We start from the raw sequence: 15,457 nt of genomic DNA on the forward strand, positions 1-15,457 counted from the left end.
TTCAATCACCTTCGAAGATCGGGCGCTGTTTCGCCACGAAGGCGTGATAGGCGCGGTGGAAATCGTTGGTGGCCATGCAGATGGCCTGGGCCTGCGCCTCGGACTCGATGGCCTGCTCGATGCCCATGTTCCATTCCTGGTGCAGCATGCGCTTGGTCATCGCGTGGGCGAACATCGGGCCCTGCGCCAGGTTGGACGCCAGTTCGTAGGCCTGGTCCGACAGGGCGTCCGGTTCACACAGGCGGTTGAAGAACCCCCAGCGCTCACCCTCGTCGCCCCCCATCGAACGGCCGGTGTACAGCAGCTCGGACGCCCTGCCCTGTCCTATCACGCGCGGCAGCAGCGCGCACGCGCCCATGTCGCAGCCGGCCAGGCCGACGCGGGTGAACAGGAAGGCGGTCTTGCTGCGCGCGGTGCCCAGGCGCATGTCCGAGGCCATCGCCAGGATCGCGCCCGCGCCCGCGCACACGCCGTCCACGGCCGCGACGATGGGCTGCGGGCAGGCGCGCATGGCCTTCACCAGGTCGCCGGTCATCCGCGTGAAGGCCAGCAGCGACGGCATGTCCAGGCGAGTAAGCGGGCCGATGATGTCGTGCACGTCGCCGCCGGAGCAGAAATTGCCGCCCGCGCCCTGCACCACCACCGTGCGGATGTCGTCGGCATAGGCCAGCGCGCGGAAGAAATCGCGCAACTCGGCATACGAATCGAAGGTCAGCGGATTCTTGCGCTCGGGGCGGTCGAGCGTGACGATGGCGACCCCGTCGCGCACCTCCAGCGAGAAATGCCGGGCCTCGTAGTCGGCCATGGCGGTGCGGCCGCCGTGCAGCATCTGTCTTTCCCCATGAACGTAGCGCATGGTCGTCACCTCCTGTTCTATTTGCGTTCGGCGGGCGACCGCTCGGTCAGCCCTTGTTTCAGTTGCGACAGCAGTTCGATCAGCGTGTCCTTGGAAGCCGCGGGCAGGGACGAGAACAGCTCGACGATCCACTGCTCGTGCACGGCCGCCATTTTCGCGAAGGCCTTGCGTCCGGACGGCGTGAGCTTGACCACGAAGGCGCGCCGGTCTTCCGGCGAGGGCTCGCGCACCACCAGCTTTTCTTCTTCGAGCTGGTCGGTGATGCCGGTGACGTTGCCGCCGGTCACCATCATGCGTTGCGACAGCTCGCCCATGCGCAATCCCTCGGGATGCCGCTCGAGCTGGGCCATGAGGTCGAAGCGCGGCAGCGTGATGTCGAAATCGGCGCGCAGGCGCGACCGGATCTCGGTCTCGATGCGCACCGTGCAGGACAGCATGCGCAGCCACAGCACCAGCGACTGGTGGTGGTCTTCCGTCAGCCGGGCTTCCAGGTCGAGCACCGGCGCGGGCTCGCGTCCCGCGCCGGTACCGGTTTCATCGATGGGCTTGCGAGCCATCGTTACTCCTTCAAGTGACTTCGCCGCCCGCGACCGCGATGGCCTGGCCGTTCATCGCGGCCGAGGCCGGCAGGCACAGCCAGACGGCGGCATGGGCCACTTCGTCGGGCTGCACCAGCCGCTTCTGCGGATTGAACGCGGCCAGCGCCGCCGTGGCCTCGGCCTGGCTGCGGCCGGTGCGGGCGGATATGTTGGCGATGGCCTCGCGGCCCAGGTCGGTTTCGGTAAAGCCGGGGCACACGGCGTTGACCGTGACGCCCTTGGTGGCGACTTCCAGCGCCATCGCGCGCGTCAGCCCGACGACGCCGTGCTTGGAGGCGCAATAGGCCGCCGTGTAGGTATAGCCGATCAGGCCGGCGGTGCTGGCCACGTTGACGATGCGCCCCCAGCCGGCTTCCAGCATGCCGGGCAGGACCGCGCGCGAACAATAAAAGGTGCCGCTCAGGTTGACCGCCAGCATGCGGGCCCACAGGGCGTCGTCGGTCTTGCCCACGGACGCCGATTCCGCCTGGCCGGCGTTGTTGACCAGGATGTCGATGCGGCCCGCCGCGCGCACCGCGTCGGCCATGCCCTGCTCGACCGAGGCCGGTTCGGCCACGTCCATCCGCACCCGGTGCGCGGCGCCCAGCGGCGCCAGCGCCGCCACCGCGCCATCCAGCGCGGCCAGGTCCCGGCCCGTCAGCGTGACCGCGGCCCCCTGGCGCAGCAGTTCGCGAGCGATGGCCAGGCCTATGCCCCGCGCGCCGCCGGTCACCAGCGCATGCTTTCCGTTCAATTGATCCATGAGCTATGTCACCACTCCATCGTATGACTCATGCCCAGACCCATGGCACCGCGGATCCGGCTTTGCCGGTCCGCCAGCGCCGCCCCCTTGAGGGGGCGCCCGAAGGGCGTAGGGAGTGGTCCCGTCCTTACTCCAGTAGGCGCGCGGCGATTTCGCGGGGCGACATGCCTTGCGTCGCCGCCGCGATCTGGCGTTCGCGTTCCAGGTTGCGTTCCAGTTGCAGGCGGCCCGCGTAGTACTGTTTGGGCCACTCCACGTCCCATCCCATCTTCGCCGATTCCAGCAGCGTCCACGCCGGATTGGCCAGGTGCGGCCGGGCCAGCGCGCACAGGTCGGCGCGTCCCGCCGCGATGATGCCATTGACGTGGTCGGCCTCGAAAATGGCGCCCACCGCGATGGTCCGGATCCCGGCCTCGTTGCGGACACGGTCGGCGAACGGCGTCTGGAACATGCGGCCGTACACCGGCTGCTCGCGCTTGCTGACCTGCCCCGACGAACAATCGATCATGTCGGCGCCGGCGGCCTTGAAAAGCCGGGCGATCTCGACCGCGTCGTCGGGCGTGATCCCTCCTTCGACCCAGTCGTGCGCCGAGATGCGCACGCTCATGGGCTTGTGCGCGGGCCACACCGCGCGCATCGCGGCGAACACCTCGAGCGGATAGCGGCAGCGGTTCTCCAGGCTGCCGCCATACTCGTCGGTGCGGCGGTTGGTCAGCGGCGAAATGAACGTGGACAGCAGATAGCCGTGGGCGCAGTGCAGTTCCAGCCAATCGAACCCGGCCTTCTCGGCCTCGAGCGTGGCATGCACGAAATCGCCCAGGATACGGCGCATGTCGTCATGCGTGGCCGCGCGGGCCACCTGCGACACGCCGGCCAGGTATTGTTCCTCGGACGCCGCGATGAGCGGCCAGTTGCCGGACTCCAGCGGCAGGTCCGTGCCTTCCCAGGCCAGCCTGGTCGATCCCTTGGGCCCGGCGTGCCCGATCTGCACGGCGATCCGGGCATCGGTATGCTCGTGCACGAAATCGACGATGCGCTTCCAGGCCTCGGTATGTTCGGGACGGTAGAGCCCGGGACACCCCGGCGTGATGCGCGCGTCGGCCGACACGCAGGTCATCTCGGCGACGACCATGGCGGCCCCGCCCATCGCGCGACTGCCCAGGTGCACCATGTGGAAGTCGCCCACCGTGCCGCCCACCGCCGAATACTGGGCCATGGGCGACATGACGATGCGGTTCTTCAGCACCAGGTCGCGCACCCGCAGCGGTGTCAGCATAGGGGGGATGGGCTTGCCGCGCGACGCCGGGGGCTCGGCCAGGCCGGCCGCCGCGAACGCCTTGCGCGCGAACCAGCGCTCGTAGCCTTCTACATAGGCCGCGTCGCGCAGCCGCAGGTTCTCGTGCGACAGGCGCTGGCTGCGCGTCAGCATGGAATAGGCGAACTGCTCGGGCTCCATGTCGACGTAGCGGTCGACGTTCTCGAACCACTCCATGGAATTGCGGGCCGAGCTCTGGATCTTCAGTACCTCGATGGCCCGCACCGCCTCGTAGCCGGCCATCACGCCCTCGAGGTCCTGCCCCTGGTAGGTGTCGAAGCAGCGCGCCAGCTCGATCGCGTCTTCGAGCGCCAGCTTGGTGCCGGAGCCGATGGAAAAATGCGCCGAGTGGGCAGCGTCGCCCATCAGCACGACCGGCACGCGCTTGCCGTCGATGTCGTTCCAGTGGACCCAGCTGCCGCAGACGATGCGCGGGAAACGGATCCAGTTCGCCGAACCGCGCAGGTGGGGCGAATTGCTCAGCAGCGGCTGGCCATCCAGGTATTTGGCGAAGAGTTTTTCGCAGAAAGCGATGGCCTCGGCCTGGCTCATCTTGTCGATGCCGGCGCGCTGCCAGACTTCGTCGGGCGTCTCGATGATGAAGGTGGAGGTATCGCCGTCGTACTGGTAGGCGTGCGCCTGGAACCAGCCGTGCTCGGTTTCCTCGAACGCGAAGGTGAACGCCGGGAACAGCTTCTTGGTGCCCAGCCAGACGAAACGGCAGTCGCGGGTCTCGATGTCCGGCTTGAAGGTTTCTTCGTAGCGCTTGCGGACCTTGCTGTTCAGGCCGTCGCAGGCGATGACCAGGTCGGCCCCGTAGCGGCGGGCCACTTCCTGGTCGTCGTCCACCTCGGTCTCGAACACCAGTTCGACGCCCAGTTCCACGCAGCGGTCCTGCAGGATGTTCAGCAGGCGCTTGCGGCCGATGCCGCAGAAGCCGTGGCCGCCCGAGGTGATGGTGCGTCCCTTGAAATGGACGTCGATGTCGTCCCAGTGGTTGAAGGACTGGAGGATGCGGCGCGCGGTGGTCTCGTCGGCCTGCACCAGGTTGCCCAGCGTCTGGTCCGAGAACACCACGCCCCAGCCGAAGGTGTCGTAAGGACGGTTGCGTTCGATGACGACTATGCGGGATGATGGATCCCGCTTCTTCATCAGCAGCGCGAAATACAGCCCGGCGGGCCCTCCTCCGATGCACGCGATATTCATGAGTCCTCCGCTGGCCGGCTCGACGGCTGGAAAAGTGGCGGCGGAACACGCGTATCCGCCTGTCTGGTGGCTATTATTTCATACTTAAAATATTTTTGCGTCAAGCATTTTGGCGCCTAACGCCAGGCGTTGCGCATGCGGCTGGCGATGTCCACGCGAACGGCCGGCTGGGCCGGCGCGGCGGCCGGCGCGCCCTGCCTGGCCTTGGGCAGGATCTCGAACAGCGGCAGCATGCGTTCCGGGATGAAACGGCTGCGCGTGCCATAGACGTGGCGGTCGCCCATGCCGCTTTGCTGGTGCACGTAGAAGCGCTGCGGCACGACCAGTTGCAGGTCTTCCTTGGCGCGGGTCATGGCCACGTACAACAGGCGCCGCTCCTCTTCGATCTCGTCGGCGTCGCCGGTGCTCATGTCCGAGGGGATGCAGCCGTCGACCACGTTCAGCACGTAGACGGCCTTCCATTCCTGCCCCTTGGCCGAATGGATGGTGGACAGGATGAGGTAGTCCTCGTCCAGCAGCGGCTGCCCCGACTGGGCGCTGGTGGCATCCGGCGGGTCCAGCGTCAGCTCGGTCAGGAACTGCTCGCGCGACCCGTAGGTGCCGGCGATGCGCGCCAACTGGTCCAGGTCGGCCTGGCGCACGACCGCGTCGTCGTACAGCCGCTGGAGATGCGGACCGTACCACCGCAGCGCGAGGTCCAGGTGCGCGGGCCAGGCCAGTCCCGGATCGCTCAGCGCCACGAAGGTGTCGGCGAAGACTTTCCAGTCCTCCGCCGCGGCGGCCGGCGGGGAAAAGCCGGCCAGCGCCTGCACCGCCTGCCCGGACTCTGCCATGGCGTCGAGCAGACGCGCGGCGTTGGCCGGGCCGATGCCGGGCATCAACTGGGCCACGCGAAACCCCGACAGGCGGCCAAGCGGGTTGGCGGCCCAGCGCAGCAGGGCCAGCACGTCCTTCACGTGCGCGGCTTCGAGGAATTTCAGGCCGCCGAACTTGACGAAGGGAATGTTGCGGCGGGTGAGTTCCAGCTCCAGCCCGGCGCTGTGGCTGGCCGAGCGGAACAGCACGGCCTGGGACATCAGCCGCACGCCGGTCTCGCGCCGCGCCAGGATCTGGTCCGCCACCCATCGCGCCTGCCCCGGCTCGTCGCTGACATAGACCAGTTGCGGCCGCTGCGCCGAAGCGCGATCGGTCCAGAGCTGCTTGGCATGGCGCTCGGGCGCCTCGGCGATGACCGCGTTCGAGGCGTCCAGGATGGGCTGGGTCGAGCGGTAGTTGCGGTCCAGCGTGACGACGTGCGCGGGCCGCGAGAACTGCGAGGGGAAATCCAGGATGTTGCGCACGGTGGCGGCGCGGAACGAATAGATGGACTGGGCGTCGTCCCCCACCACCGTCAGGCCGCGGCCGTCCGGCTTCATGGCCAGCAGGATCTGCGCCTGCAGGCGGTTGGTGTCCTGGTATTCGTCGACCAGCACGTGGTCGAAGGTGGCGCCCAGCTCGGCGGCGATGGCGGGCTCCCTGGTCATCTCGGCCCAGTACAGCAGCAGGTCGTCGTAGTCCAGCACGTGCTGGTCCTGCTTGGCCTGCACGTAGGAGCCGAACAGCGTCTTCAACTGCTCTTCCCACTGCGCGCACCACGGAAAGTGCCGGGCCAGCACGCCGTGCAGCGGCGCCTGGCTGTTGACCGCGCGCGAATAGATGGCCAGGCAGGTGCCCTTCAGGGGAAAGCGGGACTTGGTGCCCGAGAACCCCAGCTCGTGCCGCGCGAAGCCCATCAGGTCCTCGGCGTCGCCGCGGTCGTGGATGGTGAAGGCCTCGGACAGGCCGATGCGCGTGGCGTAGTCGCGCAGCAGCCGCGCGCCGATGGCGTGGAAGGTGCCGGCCCAGGGCAGCGACGGCGGCTGCCCGCCCAGGCCCAACACGGCCTGCATGACCCGGCCCGCGCGGCGCTCCATTTCGATGGCGGCGCGGCGCGAGAACGTCAGCAGCAGGATCCGGTGCGGATCGGCCCCCTTCAGGACCAGGTTGGCCACCCGGTGGGCCAGCGTGCTGGTCTTGCCCGAACCCGCGCCGGCGATGACCAGCAGCGGTCCGCAGCGTTCGGCGTCGGCGCCGGTGCCGTATTCGACGGCCTCGCGCTGGCGGGGATTCAGGTCGGCCCAGGGATCGTGGGCCGGCGTGTCGGGGACATGTGACATGGGAGGCGGGAAGACTGTATATTCATCCAGTATAAACGCCCGTTCCCTTCCTTCGGATTTCCGCCATGACCGTGCGCGTCGGCACCTCGTCCTGGACCGATCCCACCCTGCTGGCCTGCGGCCGCTTCTATCCCGCCTCGGCCCGCACGGCCGAGGACCGGCTGCGCTTCTATGCCTCGCGCTTCCCGCTGGTCGAGGTGGACAGCAGCTACTACCGCCTGCCCGCCGCGCGCACGGCCTACCTGTGGACGCAGCGCACGCCGCCGGGCTTCGTGTTCCACCTGAAGGCCTTCCGCCTGTTCACCGGACACCTGACCCCGGTCGCGGCGCTGCCGGCCGACATCGCCGCCGAACTTCCGCCCGAGGCCCGCATCGTCGACCACGCCACCCTGCCGGGCGAACTGCGCGACGAACTCTGGGGCCGTTTCCTGCAAGCCCTGGAGCCGCTGCGCCAGAGCGGCCAGTTGGCGGCGGTCCATTTCCAGTACGCGCCCCGGGTGCGCAACAACGCCGCCGGCCGCGCCCTGGTCGGCGCCTGCGCGCGCCGCATGGAAGACCAGGTGCACGCGGTGGAATTCCGCCATCGCGGCTGGCTGGACCCGGCGGGCCGGGCCGGCACGCTGGCCCTGCTGCGCGACCTGGGCGCGGCCCATACCGTAGTCGACAGCCCTGACCAGTACGTGAACAGCGTGCCCGCCGTCTGGGCGGCCACGCGCCCGGACCTGGCGGTGGTGCGCCTGCACGGGCGCAACGGCCAGGCCTGGAACCGCCGGGGCATCGCCGCCTCGTCGGGCCGCTTCGTCTACGAATACACGCCCGAGGAACTGGCACGCATCGCCGAACTGGTGCGCAAGCTCACGCAGGCCGCGGCCAACGTCCACGTGCTGTTCAACACCAACTTCGAGGACCAGGGCGTGCGCAACGCGGCGGCCTTCGACGACATCCGCCGGCGGCGGCCGCGTCAGACGGCGTAGCTGCTGCGGCGCACCTGCGCCACCATCTCCACCAGCCGGGGCGCCAGCCCCTCCTCCACGCTCTGCCGCGAGGCGCGAAAACGGGGGATCACGGCGTTGAACACGATCAGCTCGCCGTCTCGCAGCCGGCCCATGGGCACCCCCACCGCATAGTGGTCGGGATGCTGTTCGCCGTAGACGCTGCAAAAGCCCTTCTTGGCGAAGGCCTCGACCGAACGGGCCGCATGGTCCTGGTGTTCGGTCCACATGCGCGGCGTCTTGACCCGGATCTCGTTCAGCAGCTTCTGCCGTTCGGTGGGCTCGCACCCCGAGATGAAGGCATGGCCGATGGCGGTCGAGACGATGGGAAAGCGCAGGCCGATGTCCGAGAGCTGCGGCGCGAAGGCGCTCGTGATGCGGCTCGTCTCGACGTAGACGATGCTGAGGCGGTCGCGTATGCCCATCGACACCGAGCAGTTCATCGACTCGGCCAGCACGTTCATCAGCGGACGGGCCAGCTGGCGCAAGGTGAGCGAGGCCAGCAGCGGGTAGCCCAGCGACACCACGCCCGGCGCCAGACGGTACTTGCCCGACAGCGTATCGGGCCGCAGGTAGCCCAGCTTCACCAGGGTGTAGGTGAAGCGCGAGATGGTCGGGGGCGACAGGCCCGTGCGGCGCGCCAGTTCCTTGTTGCCCAGGGCCGGCTCGAGCGGGGTGAAGCAGCGCAGGATCTGCATCCCCCGCGCCAGCGTGGAGGCGAACAGCCGGTCGCCCTCGTGCGCCTCGTAGGCATCGAACTCGATGTCGCTGGGCTCCTCGTCGATCTGATAGGGATTGCGCGGCATGGCGGTCCAGTGCGTATTCTGCATTGCAGAATGCTATTCAAAATATCCGAACTTCCCTACCAGCGATTTCCCGCACGGCACGACACTTCCCGCACGAACACCAAGGAGACGGCCCCATCATGCTGAGCGCGGAAGACAACGAACTGATCACCCGTTCCGGCCCCGACACTCCCGCCGGGCGCCTGTTGCGCCAGTTCTGGGTGCCGGTCCTGCTGTCCGAGGAATTGCCGGAGCCGGACTGTCCGCCCAAGCGCATCAAGGTCATGGGCGAGGACCTGCTGGCCTTTCGCGACAGCGCCGGACGCGTCGGCGTGGTCGACCCTGTCTGTCCGCACCGCGGCGCCAATCTCTATTACGGCCGCAACGAGCATTCGGGACTGCGCTGCGTGTTCCATGGCTGGAAATTCGGCGTGGACGGGCGCTGCCTGGAGATGCCCACCATGCCGGCCGATTCGCCCTACCGCGACCGCGTCCGCCTGAAATCCTATCCCACGCGCGAATGGGGCGAATACGTGTGGGCCTACATGGGGCCGGCCGCCGAACCGCCGCCGCTGCCCCGGCTGGCCTTCGCCCTGGTGCCGCCTTCGCACCGCTACGTCAGCAAGAAATGGCAGGACTGCAACTGGCTGCAATGCGTCGAAGGCGCGCTGGACACGACCCATTTCTCGTTCCTGCACATGTTGCTGGGCACGGAAGAAGCCGAGACGGCCGAGGCCGTGATGGAGCGGATCAAGCATGCCGCGCTGGGCGCGCAGGCCGTGCGCAACGACCGCTTCAAGTGGGTGCGCGACGACCCGATGCCGGCCTTCTCGGTGGACGAGTTCCCCGCCGGCCTGGTGGTGGGCGGCGCGCGCAAGGCCGACGGCGACGACCTGTACTGGCGCATCGCCCACTACCTGGTCCCCAACCATGCCTTGGCGCCCAGCGCCTTCCCCGGCGAGAACTACCATGGGCAGACCTTCGTGCCCGTGAACGACACCTCGTGCTGGATCTATACCTATACCTGGAACCCCGACCGGCCGCTGACCGAGGAAGAACGGGAGGCGGCGCGCCAGGGGCACACCATCCACGCCCAGGTGGACGAGCACTACGTGCCTTATCGGAACCTGCGCAACGACTACCTGATCGACCGCGAGGACCAGAAGCGCAACAGCTTCACCGGCATCCAGGGCGTATCCGAACAGGACGCCGCCATCCAGGACAGCCAGGGCCCGATCGCCGACCGCACGCGCGAACACCTCGGTCCCACCGACCTGGGCATCGTGCGCATGCGCCGCCTGCTGCTGGGCCTGATCCGCGACGAGATGGCGGGCAGGACGCCCCAGGCGCTGTCCCACCCCGACGAATACGCCGTGCTGTCCGGCGGCTGGGTCGCGCACAAGTCCAAGGCGCTGGACGAAGTCATGACCGAGCGCTTCGGCAACCCCCTGGGCTACGTCGGGCAGGAACGATGACTCGCTGATTTCCCCCCAAGCATGAAGCGGCGCGAAGACAGCGCCGCCATTCCGGAGACGATGATGAGACTAATCAAGCTGCTCGCGGCAACGAGCGCAGTGCTGTCCTGCGCTCTGGCAACACCGGGCGCGCACGCCCAGAACTACCCGGTCAAACCGATCAAGCTGGTGGTGCCCTACCCGCCCAGCGGCATCGGCGACACCGCCGCGCGCGACATCGCGCTGAATCTCGCTCAGCGCCTGGGCCAGCCGGTGATCGTCGAGAACAAGCCCGGCGCCAGCCAGATGATAGGCGCGGAGTTCGTGGCCAAGTCGGCGCCCGACGGCTACACGCTGTTCCTGGGCAGCCTGTCCAGCCTGGTGCTGAACATCGCGGCGCAGAAGAACCTGCCCTACGACCCTTTCAAGGATTTCGCGCCGGTGTCGCTGGCCTTCACCACGCCGCTGTATCTGGTGGTCAATCCATCCCTGCCGGTGAAGTCGGTGGCCGATCTCATCGCCTATGCCCGCGGCAATCCCGGCAAGCTCAGCTTCGGTTCGATAGGCGCGGGCAGCTCGCTGCACCTGACCGCGGAAATGTTCAAGTCCATGACCGGTACGGACATGGTCCACATTCCCTACAAGGGCAGCATGCCGGCGCTGAGCGACCTCGTGGGCGGGCAGATCCAGCTGGTGTTCGACGTCGGCACCTCGGCCCTGCCGCTGGTGCACGGCGGACGGCTGCGGGTGCTGGGCGTGACCAGCAAGACGCGCGCCAGCGGCACGCCCGACATCCCGCCCATCGCCGACACCGTGCCCGGCTTCGACGCCTCGTTCTGGTTCGGCATCGTCGCGCCGGCCGGCGTCCCCCAACCCATCATCGACAAGTTGTCGACCGAACTGCGCGCCATCCTGCGCCAACCCGCGCTGCGCGAGAAGTTCCGCAGCAGCGGCGTCGAGCTGACCGGCAGCACCCCCGCCGAGATGACGGCGCAAATGAAGGCCGACCTGCCCATCTGGCAGGAGGTCCAACGCAAGGCAGGCATTTCACCGGAGTAAGACATGACCTCATCCCCCGTGCAAAACCGATTCAAGCGCCTGATCCAGTCCGGGCATCCCCAGTATGGACTGTTCTGTGTCTCCAACGCCTTGCAGACCGTGGAGGCGCTGGCCGGCAGCGGTTTCGACTTCATCATGTTCGACCTGGAGCATTCGCCCCAGAGCATGCCCCACCTGCATGCCCAGTTCGCGGCGCTGGCGACGGGCCACACGGCGGCCACGGTGCGCGTCCCCATCCTGGAGCCCGCCTCGTTCAAGCAGTACCTGGACCTGGGCGCGCAGGCGCTGATGGTACCCAACATCTCGAACGCCGACGAAGCCCGCGCCGCCGTGCGCTACACCCGCTACCCGCCGGCGGGCGGCGTGCGCGGCCTGGGCGGCACCATGCGCGCCACGCGCTACGGCCGGGACAAGGAATACTATGCGCGCGCCGCGCAGGAGACCTGCCTGCTGGCGCAGATCGAGACGCGCGAGGCCATGGCCAACCTGGACGCGATCTGCCGCGTCAAAGGCGTGGACATGGTGTTCTTCGGGCCGACCGATCTGTCGGCCGACATGGGACACATGGGGCAGCCCAACCATCCCGAGGTCGTGGAAGCCATCGAGCAAGGGATACGGCGCGCGGTGGCCCTGGGCATGCCGGCCGGCGTGCTGGCGGGATCGCCGGAATGCGAGCGCTACGTCGCGGCAGGCGCCACGGTGGTCATCGTCGGCTCGGACCTGTCGCTGCTGGTGCGCACGGCCGACGCGCTGGCCGCCAAGCACGTGCAGGCCGCCCGATGAACCTCGCGGCGACCTCCGGCGACGGGCCGTTCGCGCGCGGACTCGCGGCCCTGGACACCATGCTGCGCATCCGCCTGCTCGAGGAAAAAATCACCGAGCTGCGCAAGGCGCAGTCCATCCAGGGCTCGGTCCACCTGTGCATCGGCCAGGAAGCCATCTATGCGGGCTCGTGCCAGGCACTGCGGGCGGACGACCCGGTGTTCTCCACCTATCGCGGCCACGGGTGGGCGCTGGCGCGCGGCGTGCCGGCGCAAGGGATACTGGCCGAACTGCTGGGCCGCGAAAGCGGCGTGTGCCGGGGCCGCGGCGGGTCGGCCATGTTCAGCGCCGCCGACCATGGCTTCTACGGCGAGAACTCCATCGTCGGCGCCGGCGCCCCGATCGCCTGCGGCGCCGCGCTGGCCTCGGTGCTGCGCGGCGAGGAACGCGTGGCGCTGACCGCCTTCGGCGACGGCGCGATGAACCAGGGCGCCATCCACGAGGCGATGAACTTCGCCGCGTATCGCGACCTGCCGGTGTTGTTCATCTGCGAGAACAACACCTACGCCGAGCTGACGCCGGTAGCCGAGACCGTGCGCGATGCCGAGCTGCACAAACGGGCCGCCGCCTATGGCATGCCGGGGGAACGGGTAGACGGCAACGACGTCGCCGCCGTGCGCGACTGCGTGGCGCACCACGCGGCGCGCGCCCGCGCGGGACAAGGCCCGGCCCTGATCGAGATGATGACCCAGCGGCTGGTCGGCCACTACTACGGCGACCTGCAAGGCTACCGGCCCCGCGGCGAACTGGCCGAGGCCAGGCAGCGCGAGCCCATCGCGCGCCTGCGGCAGCGCCTGGCGGCGGACGGCGTGGCGGCCGACACCCTGGCCGCGCTGGAAGCCGCGGCCACGGCCGACATCGCGCGGGCGGCCGAAGCGGCCCTGGCCGCGCCCCTGGCCGATCCGGCCACCGTCATGGAGCACCTGTATGCCTGAAGCCCCTTCTTCCACGGACGCTGTTCCGCTCAGTTTCGGCAAGGCGGTGAACGCCGCGCTGGCCCGCGCGCTGGAGGACATGCCCGAGGTCGTCCTGTACGGCGAGGACGTCGGCAAGCCCGGCGGCGTCTTCGGCGTGACCAAGGACCTGCAGCGGCAGGCCGGCGCCGCGCGCGTGTTCGACACCCCCATCAGCGAGACCGCCATGCTGGGCGTGGCGGTGGGCGCGGCCATGAGCGGCCTGCGGCCCGTGGTCGAGATCATGTGGATAGATTTCAGCCTGGTCGCCATGGACCAGCTCGTGAACCAGGCCGCCAACGTGCGCTACGTCTCGGCCGGCCGGCTGGCCGCGCCGCTGACCGTGCGCACCCAGCAGGGCGCCACGCCCGGTTCGTGCGCCCAGCACTCGCAGAACCTGGAGGCGCTGTACGCGCACATACCCGGGCTGCGCGTGGGCATTCCGGCCACCGCCCAGGATGCCTACGACATGCTGCTGGCCGCCATCCGCTGCGACGACCCGACCCTGGTCATCGAGAACCGCGCCATGTATCACGGCGACCCGCAGCCGGTCAGGCTGGGCAGCCCCATCGAAGACGCTTGCGGCGCCCGCCTCGCGCGACAAGGCGGCGACCTCACCGTCGTGGCCTGGGGCGCCATGCTGTTCCAGGCGCTGGAGGCCGCCGCCCGGCTGGCGCGCGAAGGCATCGAGGCCGAAGTGATCAACGCGCGCTGGATCGCCCCCTTCGACTGGCCCGCCCTGCTGGCCAGCGTCGGCCGCACCGGCCGCCTGCTGGTCGTGCACGAGGCCAACGTGACCGGCGGCTTCGGCGCCGAGATCGCGGCCCGCGTGCAGGACGAACTGTACGGCCGCCTGCGCGCGCCCGTGCGGCGCCTGGGCGTGGCCGACTGCCGCATTCCCGCGGCGCCGCACTTGCAGGCCGCGCTCATCCCCGACGCCGGCCGCATCAGTCAGGCCGCGCGCGAACTCGTGGGCGAACAGCGGGACCGGAGGACCCAGCCATGAGCACGCTGCGCTACATCGACCATGGCGGCGGCGGACCGCCCGAGGTCCTGCGGCTGGCCGAAGGCGCCATGCCCGAGCCCGGCCCGGGCGAGGTCCTGATCGAAGTGGCTTTCGCCGGCGTCAACCGGCCCGACTGCGCCCAACGCGTCGGCCGTTATCCGCCTCCTCCGGGCGCCTCGCCCGTCCTGGGCCTGGAAGTCTCGGGCCGCGTTGCCGCCGTCGGCCCCGGCGTCGAACGCTGGCGCGCGGGCGATACGGTCTGCGCCTTGACGCCGGGCGGCGGCTACGCCAGTCACTGCCTCGCTCCGGCCGAACACTGCCTGCCCGTGCCGGCTGGCTTTTCGCTGGAACAGGCCGCGGCCCTGCCCGAAACCTGCTTTACCGTCTGGGACAATCTGTTTTCGCGGGCACGCCTGCAGTCCGGCGAAAGCCTGCTGGTCCATGGCGGCTCGAGCGGCATAGGCGTCACCGCCATCCAGATGGGCAAGGCCTTCGGCGCCCGTGTACTCACGACCGTAGGCACGCCCGACAAGGCCGCCTTCTGCAGGATGCTGGGCGCCGACCTGGCGATCGACTACCGCAACGAAGACTTCGTGCGGCAGGCGCTGGCCTTCACCCGGGACCGCGGCGTCGACGTCGTGCTGGACATGGTGGGCGGCCCCTATGTGGCCCGCGACATCGAGGCCCTGGCGCCGGACGGCCGCATCGCCCTGATCGCCTTCATGGGCGGCCCCGAGGCGGTCCTGCCCATCCCCGCCCTGCTGCGCAAGCGCGCCACGCTGACCGGCTCCACGCTGCGGCCCCGCTCGGTCGCCCAGAAGGCCGCCATCGCGCGCGAGCTGGAACGCCATTGGTGGCCACGCCTGGCGGCCGGACAAGGCACGCCGGCCATCGACAGCGTCATCCCGTGGACCGACGCGGTGCGCGCGCACGAACGCATGGAAAGCAGCGCCCACACCGGCAAGATCGTGCTCGCGGTGAGCTGATGCCCCCCAACCTTCCAAGGACCCGACCGCCATGACGACCTCCGAACTGGAAACCGCATGGTCGTGCAGCCGCGTGGTGCACGACTTCTTCCACCACTACGACCACTGGCGCTATGCGCGCATGCTGGACCTGTACACGCCCGAAGGCGTATGGCACCGCGCCGGCGCCGCGCTGCGCGGCCATGCCCGCATCCTGGAGGAACTGGAACGCCGCCCGCGCAACCAACGGGTCGCCCATGTGGTCACCAACCTGCGCGTGGAACCCGGCTCGGCCTCCACGGCCAGCGCGACCTACTACCTGACGGTGTATCGCCATGCGGGCGAGATCGCGGACGACGCGGCGGCGCCCATGGCCGGACCGGCCATGCTGCTGGCCGGCACGGCCGAACTCGTGCGCACCGAGCAAGGATGGAAATTCGACAGCCAGACGCTCGCGCGCCGCTTCGAGGCCGGTCCGGCGCGCTGAACGCCGGACCGGTGCCGCGCG

Annotated in this window: 14 protein-coding genes; 8 read left to right on the plus strand and 6 right to left on the minus strand. The window is 69.2% G+C overall.

Annotated features, from left to right (window positions below):
* Position 1: 1 nt before the first annotated feature.
* From EV675_RS21125 to EV675_RS21145, 5 genes are all read right to left on the minus strand, one after another.
* Positions 2-856: an enoyl-CoA hydratase family protein gene (locus EV675_RS21125; protein ID WP_130359486.1), complete on the minus strand. Its 855-nt coding sequence runs from the start codon at positions 854-856 to the stop codon at positions 2-4.
* Between the two features lie 17 nt (positions 857-873).
* Positions 874-1,413, minus strand: coding sequence for a MarR family winged helix-turn-helix transcriptional regulator (locus EV675_RS21130; protein WP_130359488.1), 540 nt, complete (start codon positions 1,411-1,413; stop codon positions 874-876).
* Between the two features lie 10 nt (positions 1,414-1,423).
* On the minus strand, positions 1,424-2,197 hold the full coding sequence (locus EV675_RS21135; RefSeq protein ID WP_130359490.1) for an SDR family NAD(P)-dependent oxidoreductase: 774 nt from the start codon (positions 2,195-2,197) through the stop codon (positions 1,424-1,426).
* Positions 2,198-2,324: 127 nt separating this feature from the next.
* Positions 2,325-4,718, minus strand: coding sequence for a bifunctional salicylyl-CoA 5-hydroxylase/oxidoreductase (locus tag EV675_RS21140; protein ID WP_130359492.1), 2,394 nt, complete (start codon positions 4,716-4,718; stop codon positions 2,325-2,327).
* Positions 4,719-4,834: 116 nt separating this feature from the next.
* Positions 4,835-6,913 (minus strand): ATP-dependent helicase, encoded by a 2,079-nt coding sequence (locus EV675_RS21145; RefSeq protein WP_130359494.1) that lies wholly within the window; start codon positions 6,911-6,913, stop codon positions 4,835-4,837.
* A 65-nt stretch (positions 6,914-6,978) separates the two neighbouring features.
* Here EV675_RS21145 and EV675_RS21150 point away from each other — a divergent pair, with 65 nt between their 5' ends.
* Positions 6,979-7,887, plus strand: coding sequence for a DUF72 domain-containing protein (locus EV675_RS21150; RefSeq protein ID WP_130359496.1), 909 nt, complete (start codon positions 6,979-6,981; stop codon positions 7,885-7,887).
* Here EV675_RS21150 and EV675_RS21155 read toward each other — a convergent pair.
* On the minus strand, positions 7,875-8,735 hold the full coding sequence (locus EV675_RS21155) for an IclR family transcriptional regulator (RefSeq protein WP_242621523.1): 861 nt from the start codon (positions 8,733-8,735) through the stop codon (positions 7,875-7,877). The genes EV675_RS21150 and EV675_RS21155 overlap by 13 nt on opposite strands.
* A gap of 95 nt (positions 8,736-8,830) precedes the next feature.
* On the opposite strand from EV675_RS21155, the gene EV675_RS21160 reads away from it, so the two are divergent.
* The 7 genes from EV675_RS21160 to EV675_RS21190 all read left to right on the plus strand — a co-directional run bounded on the left by EV675_RS21160 (position 8,831) and on the right by EV675_RS21190 (position 15,436).
* Positions 8,831-10,165: a Rieske 2Fe-2S domain-containing protein gene (locus tag EV675_RS21160; protein WP_130359498.1), complete on the plus strand. Its 1,335-nt coding sequence runs from the start codon at positions 8,831-8,833 to the stop codon at positions 10,163-10,165.
* A 63-nt stretch (positions 10,166-10,228) separates the two neighbouring features.
* Positions 10,229-11,203 carry a Bug family tripartite tricarboxylate transporter substrate binding protein gene (locus EV675_RS21165; protein WP_165404690.1) on the plus strand — a complete coding sequence of 325 codons (975 nt, stop codon included), beginning with the start codon at positions 10,229-10,231 and terminating at the stop codon, positions 11,201-11,203.
* A 3-nt stretch (positions 11,204-11,206) separates the two neighbouring features.
* Entirely contained in the window at positions 11,207-11,986 is a 780-nt protein-coding gene (locus tag EV675_RS21170; protein ID WP_130359502.1) for an HpcH/HpaI aldolase family protein, read from the plus strand.
* A complete protein-coding gene (locus tag EV675_RS21175) occupies positions 11,983-12,960 on the plus strand; it encodes a thiamine pyrophosphate-dependent dehydrogenase E1 component subunit alpha (protein WP_130359504.1) in 978 nt (325 codons plus the stop codon). The genes EV675_RS21170 and EV675_RS21175 overlap by 4 nt, the downstream gene beginning before the upstream one ends.
* Entirely contained in the window at positions 12,953-13,984 is a 1,032-nt protein-coding gene (locus EV675_RS21180) for an alpha-ketoacid dehydrogenase subunit beta (protein WP_130359506.1), read from the plus strand. The genes EV675_RS21175 and EV675_RS21180 overlap by 8 nt, the downstream gene beginning before the upstream one ends.
* Entirely contained in the window at positions 13,981-14,970 is a 990-nt protein-coding gene (locus EV675_RS21185) for an NAD(P)H-quinone oxidoreductase (RefSeq protein ID WP_130359508.1), read from the plus strand. Before EV675_RS21180 ends, EV675_RS21185 begins: the two co-directional genes overlap by 4 nt.
* Positions 14,971-15,001: 31 nt before the next feature.
* Positions 15,002-15,436, plus strand: a complete 435-nt coding sequence (locus EV675_RS21190) for a nuclear transport factor 2 family protein (protein ID WP_130359510.1) — start codon at positions 15,002-15,004, stop codon at positions 15,434-15,436.
* The last annotated feature ends 21 nt before the right edge of the window (positions 15,437-15,457 follow it).

Origin of the sequence: Pigmentiphaga kullae (assembly GCF_004216695.1) — a bacterium.
In the GTDB taxonomy this organism is placed as follows: domain Bacteria; phylum Pseudomonadota; class Gammaproteobacteria; order Burkholderiales; family Burkholderiaceae_B; genus Pigmentiphaga; species Pigmentiphaga kullae.

Excerpts from the sequence above, each read along its gene's own strand:
- EV675_RS21130 (WP_130359488.1), bottom strand. The coding sequence starts at position 1,413 with ATGGCTCGCAAGCCCATCGATGAAACCGGTACCGGCGCGGGACGCGAG.
- EV675_RS21140 (WP_130359492.1), bottom strand. The coding sequence starts at position 4,718 with ATGAATATCGCGTGCATCGGAGGAGGGCCCGCCGGGCTGTATTTCGCG.
- EV675_RS21190 (WP_130359510.1), top strand. The coding sequence starts at position 15,002 with ATGACGACCTCCGAACTGGAAACCGCATGGTCGTGCAGCCGCGTGGTG.
- EV675_RS21135 (WP_130359490.1), bottom strand. The coding sequence starts at position 2,197 with ATGGATCAATTGAACGGAAAGCATGCGCTGGTGACCGGCGGCGCGCGG.
- EV675_RS21125 (WP_130359486.1), bottom strand. The coding sequence starts at position 856 with ATGCGCTACGTTCATGGGGAAAGACAGATGCTGCACGGCGGCCGCACC.
- EV675_RS21180 (WP_130359506.1), top strand. The coding sequence starts at position 12,953 with ATGCCTGAAGCCCCTTCTTCCACGGACGCTGTTCCGCTCAGTTTCGGC.
- EV675_RS21185 (WP_130359508.1), top strand. The coding sequence starts at position 13,981 with ATGAGCACGCTGCGCTACATCGACCATGGCGGCGGCGGACCGCCCGAG.
- EV675_RS21160 (WP_130359498.1), top strand. The coding sequence starts at position 8,831 with ATGCTGAGCGCGGAAGACAACGAACTGATCACCCGTTCCGGCCCCGAC.
- EV675_RS21145 (WP_130359494.1), bottom strand. The coding sequence starts at position 6,913 with ATGTCACATGTCCCCGACACGCCGGCCCACGATCCCTGGGCCGACCTG.
- EV675_RS21175 (WP_130359504.1), top strand. The coding sequence starts at position 11,983 with ATGAACCTCGCGGCGACCTCCGGCGACGGGCCGTTCGCGCGCGGACTC.
- EV675_RS21155 (WP_242621523.1), bottom strand. The coding sequence starts at position 8,735 with ATGCAGAATACGCACTGGACCGCCATGCCGCGCAATCCCTATCAGATC.
- EV675_RS21170 (WP_130359502.1), top strand. The coding sequence starts at position 11,207 with ATGACCTCATCCCCCGTGCAAAACCGATTCAAGCGCCTGATCCAGTCC.
- EV675_RS21165 (WP_165404690.1), top strand. The coding sequence starts at position 10,229 with ATGAGACTAATCAAGCTGCTCGCGGCAACGAGCGCAGTGCTGTCCTGC.
- EV675_RS21150 (WP_130359496.1), top strand. The coding sequence starts at position 6,979 with ATGACCGTGCGCGTCGGCACCTCGTCCTGGACCGATCCCACCCTGCTG.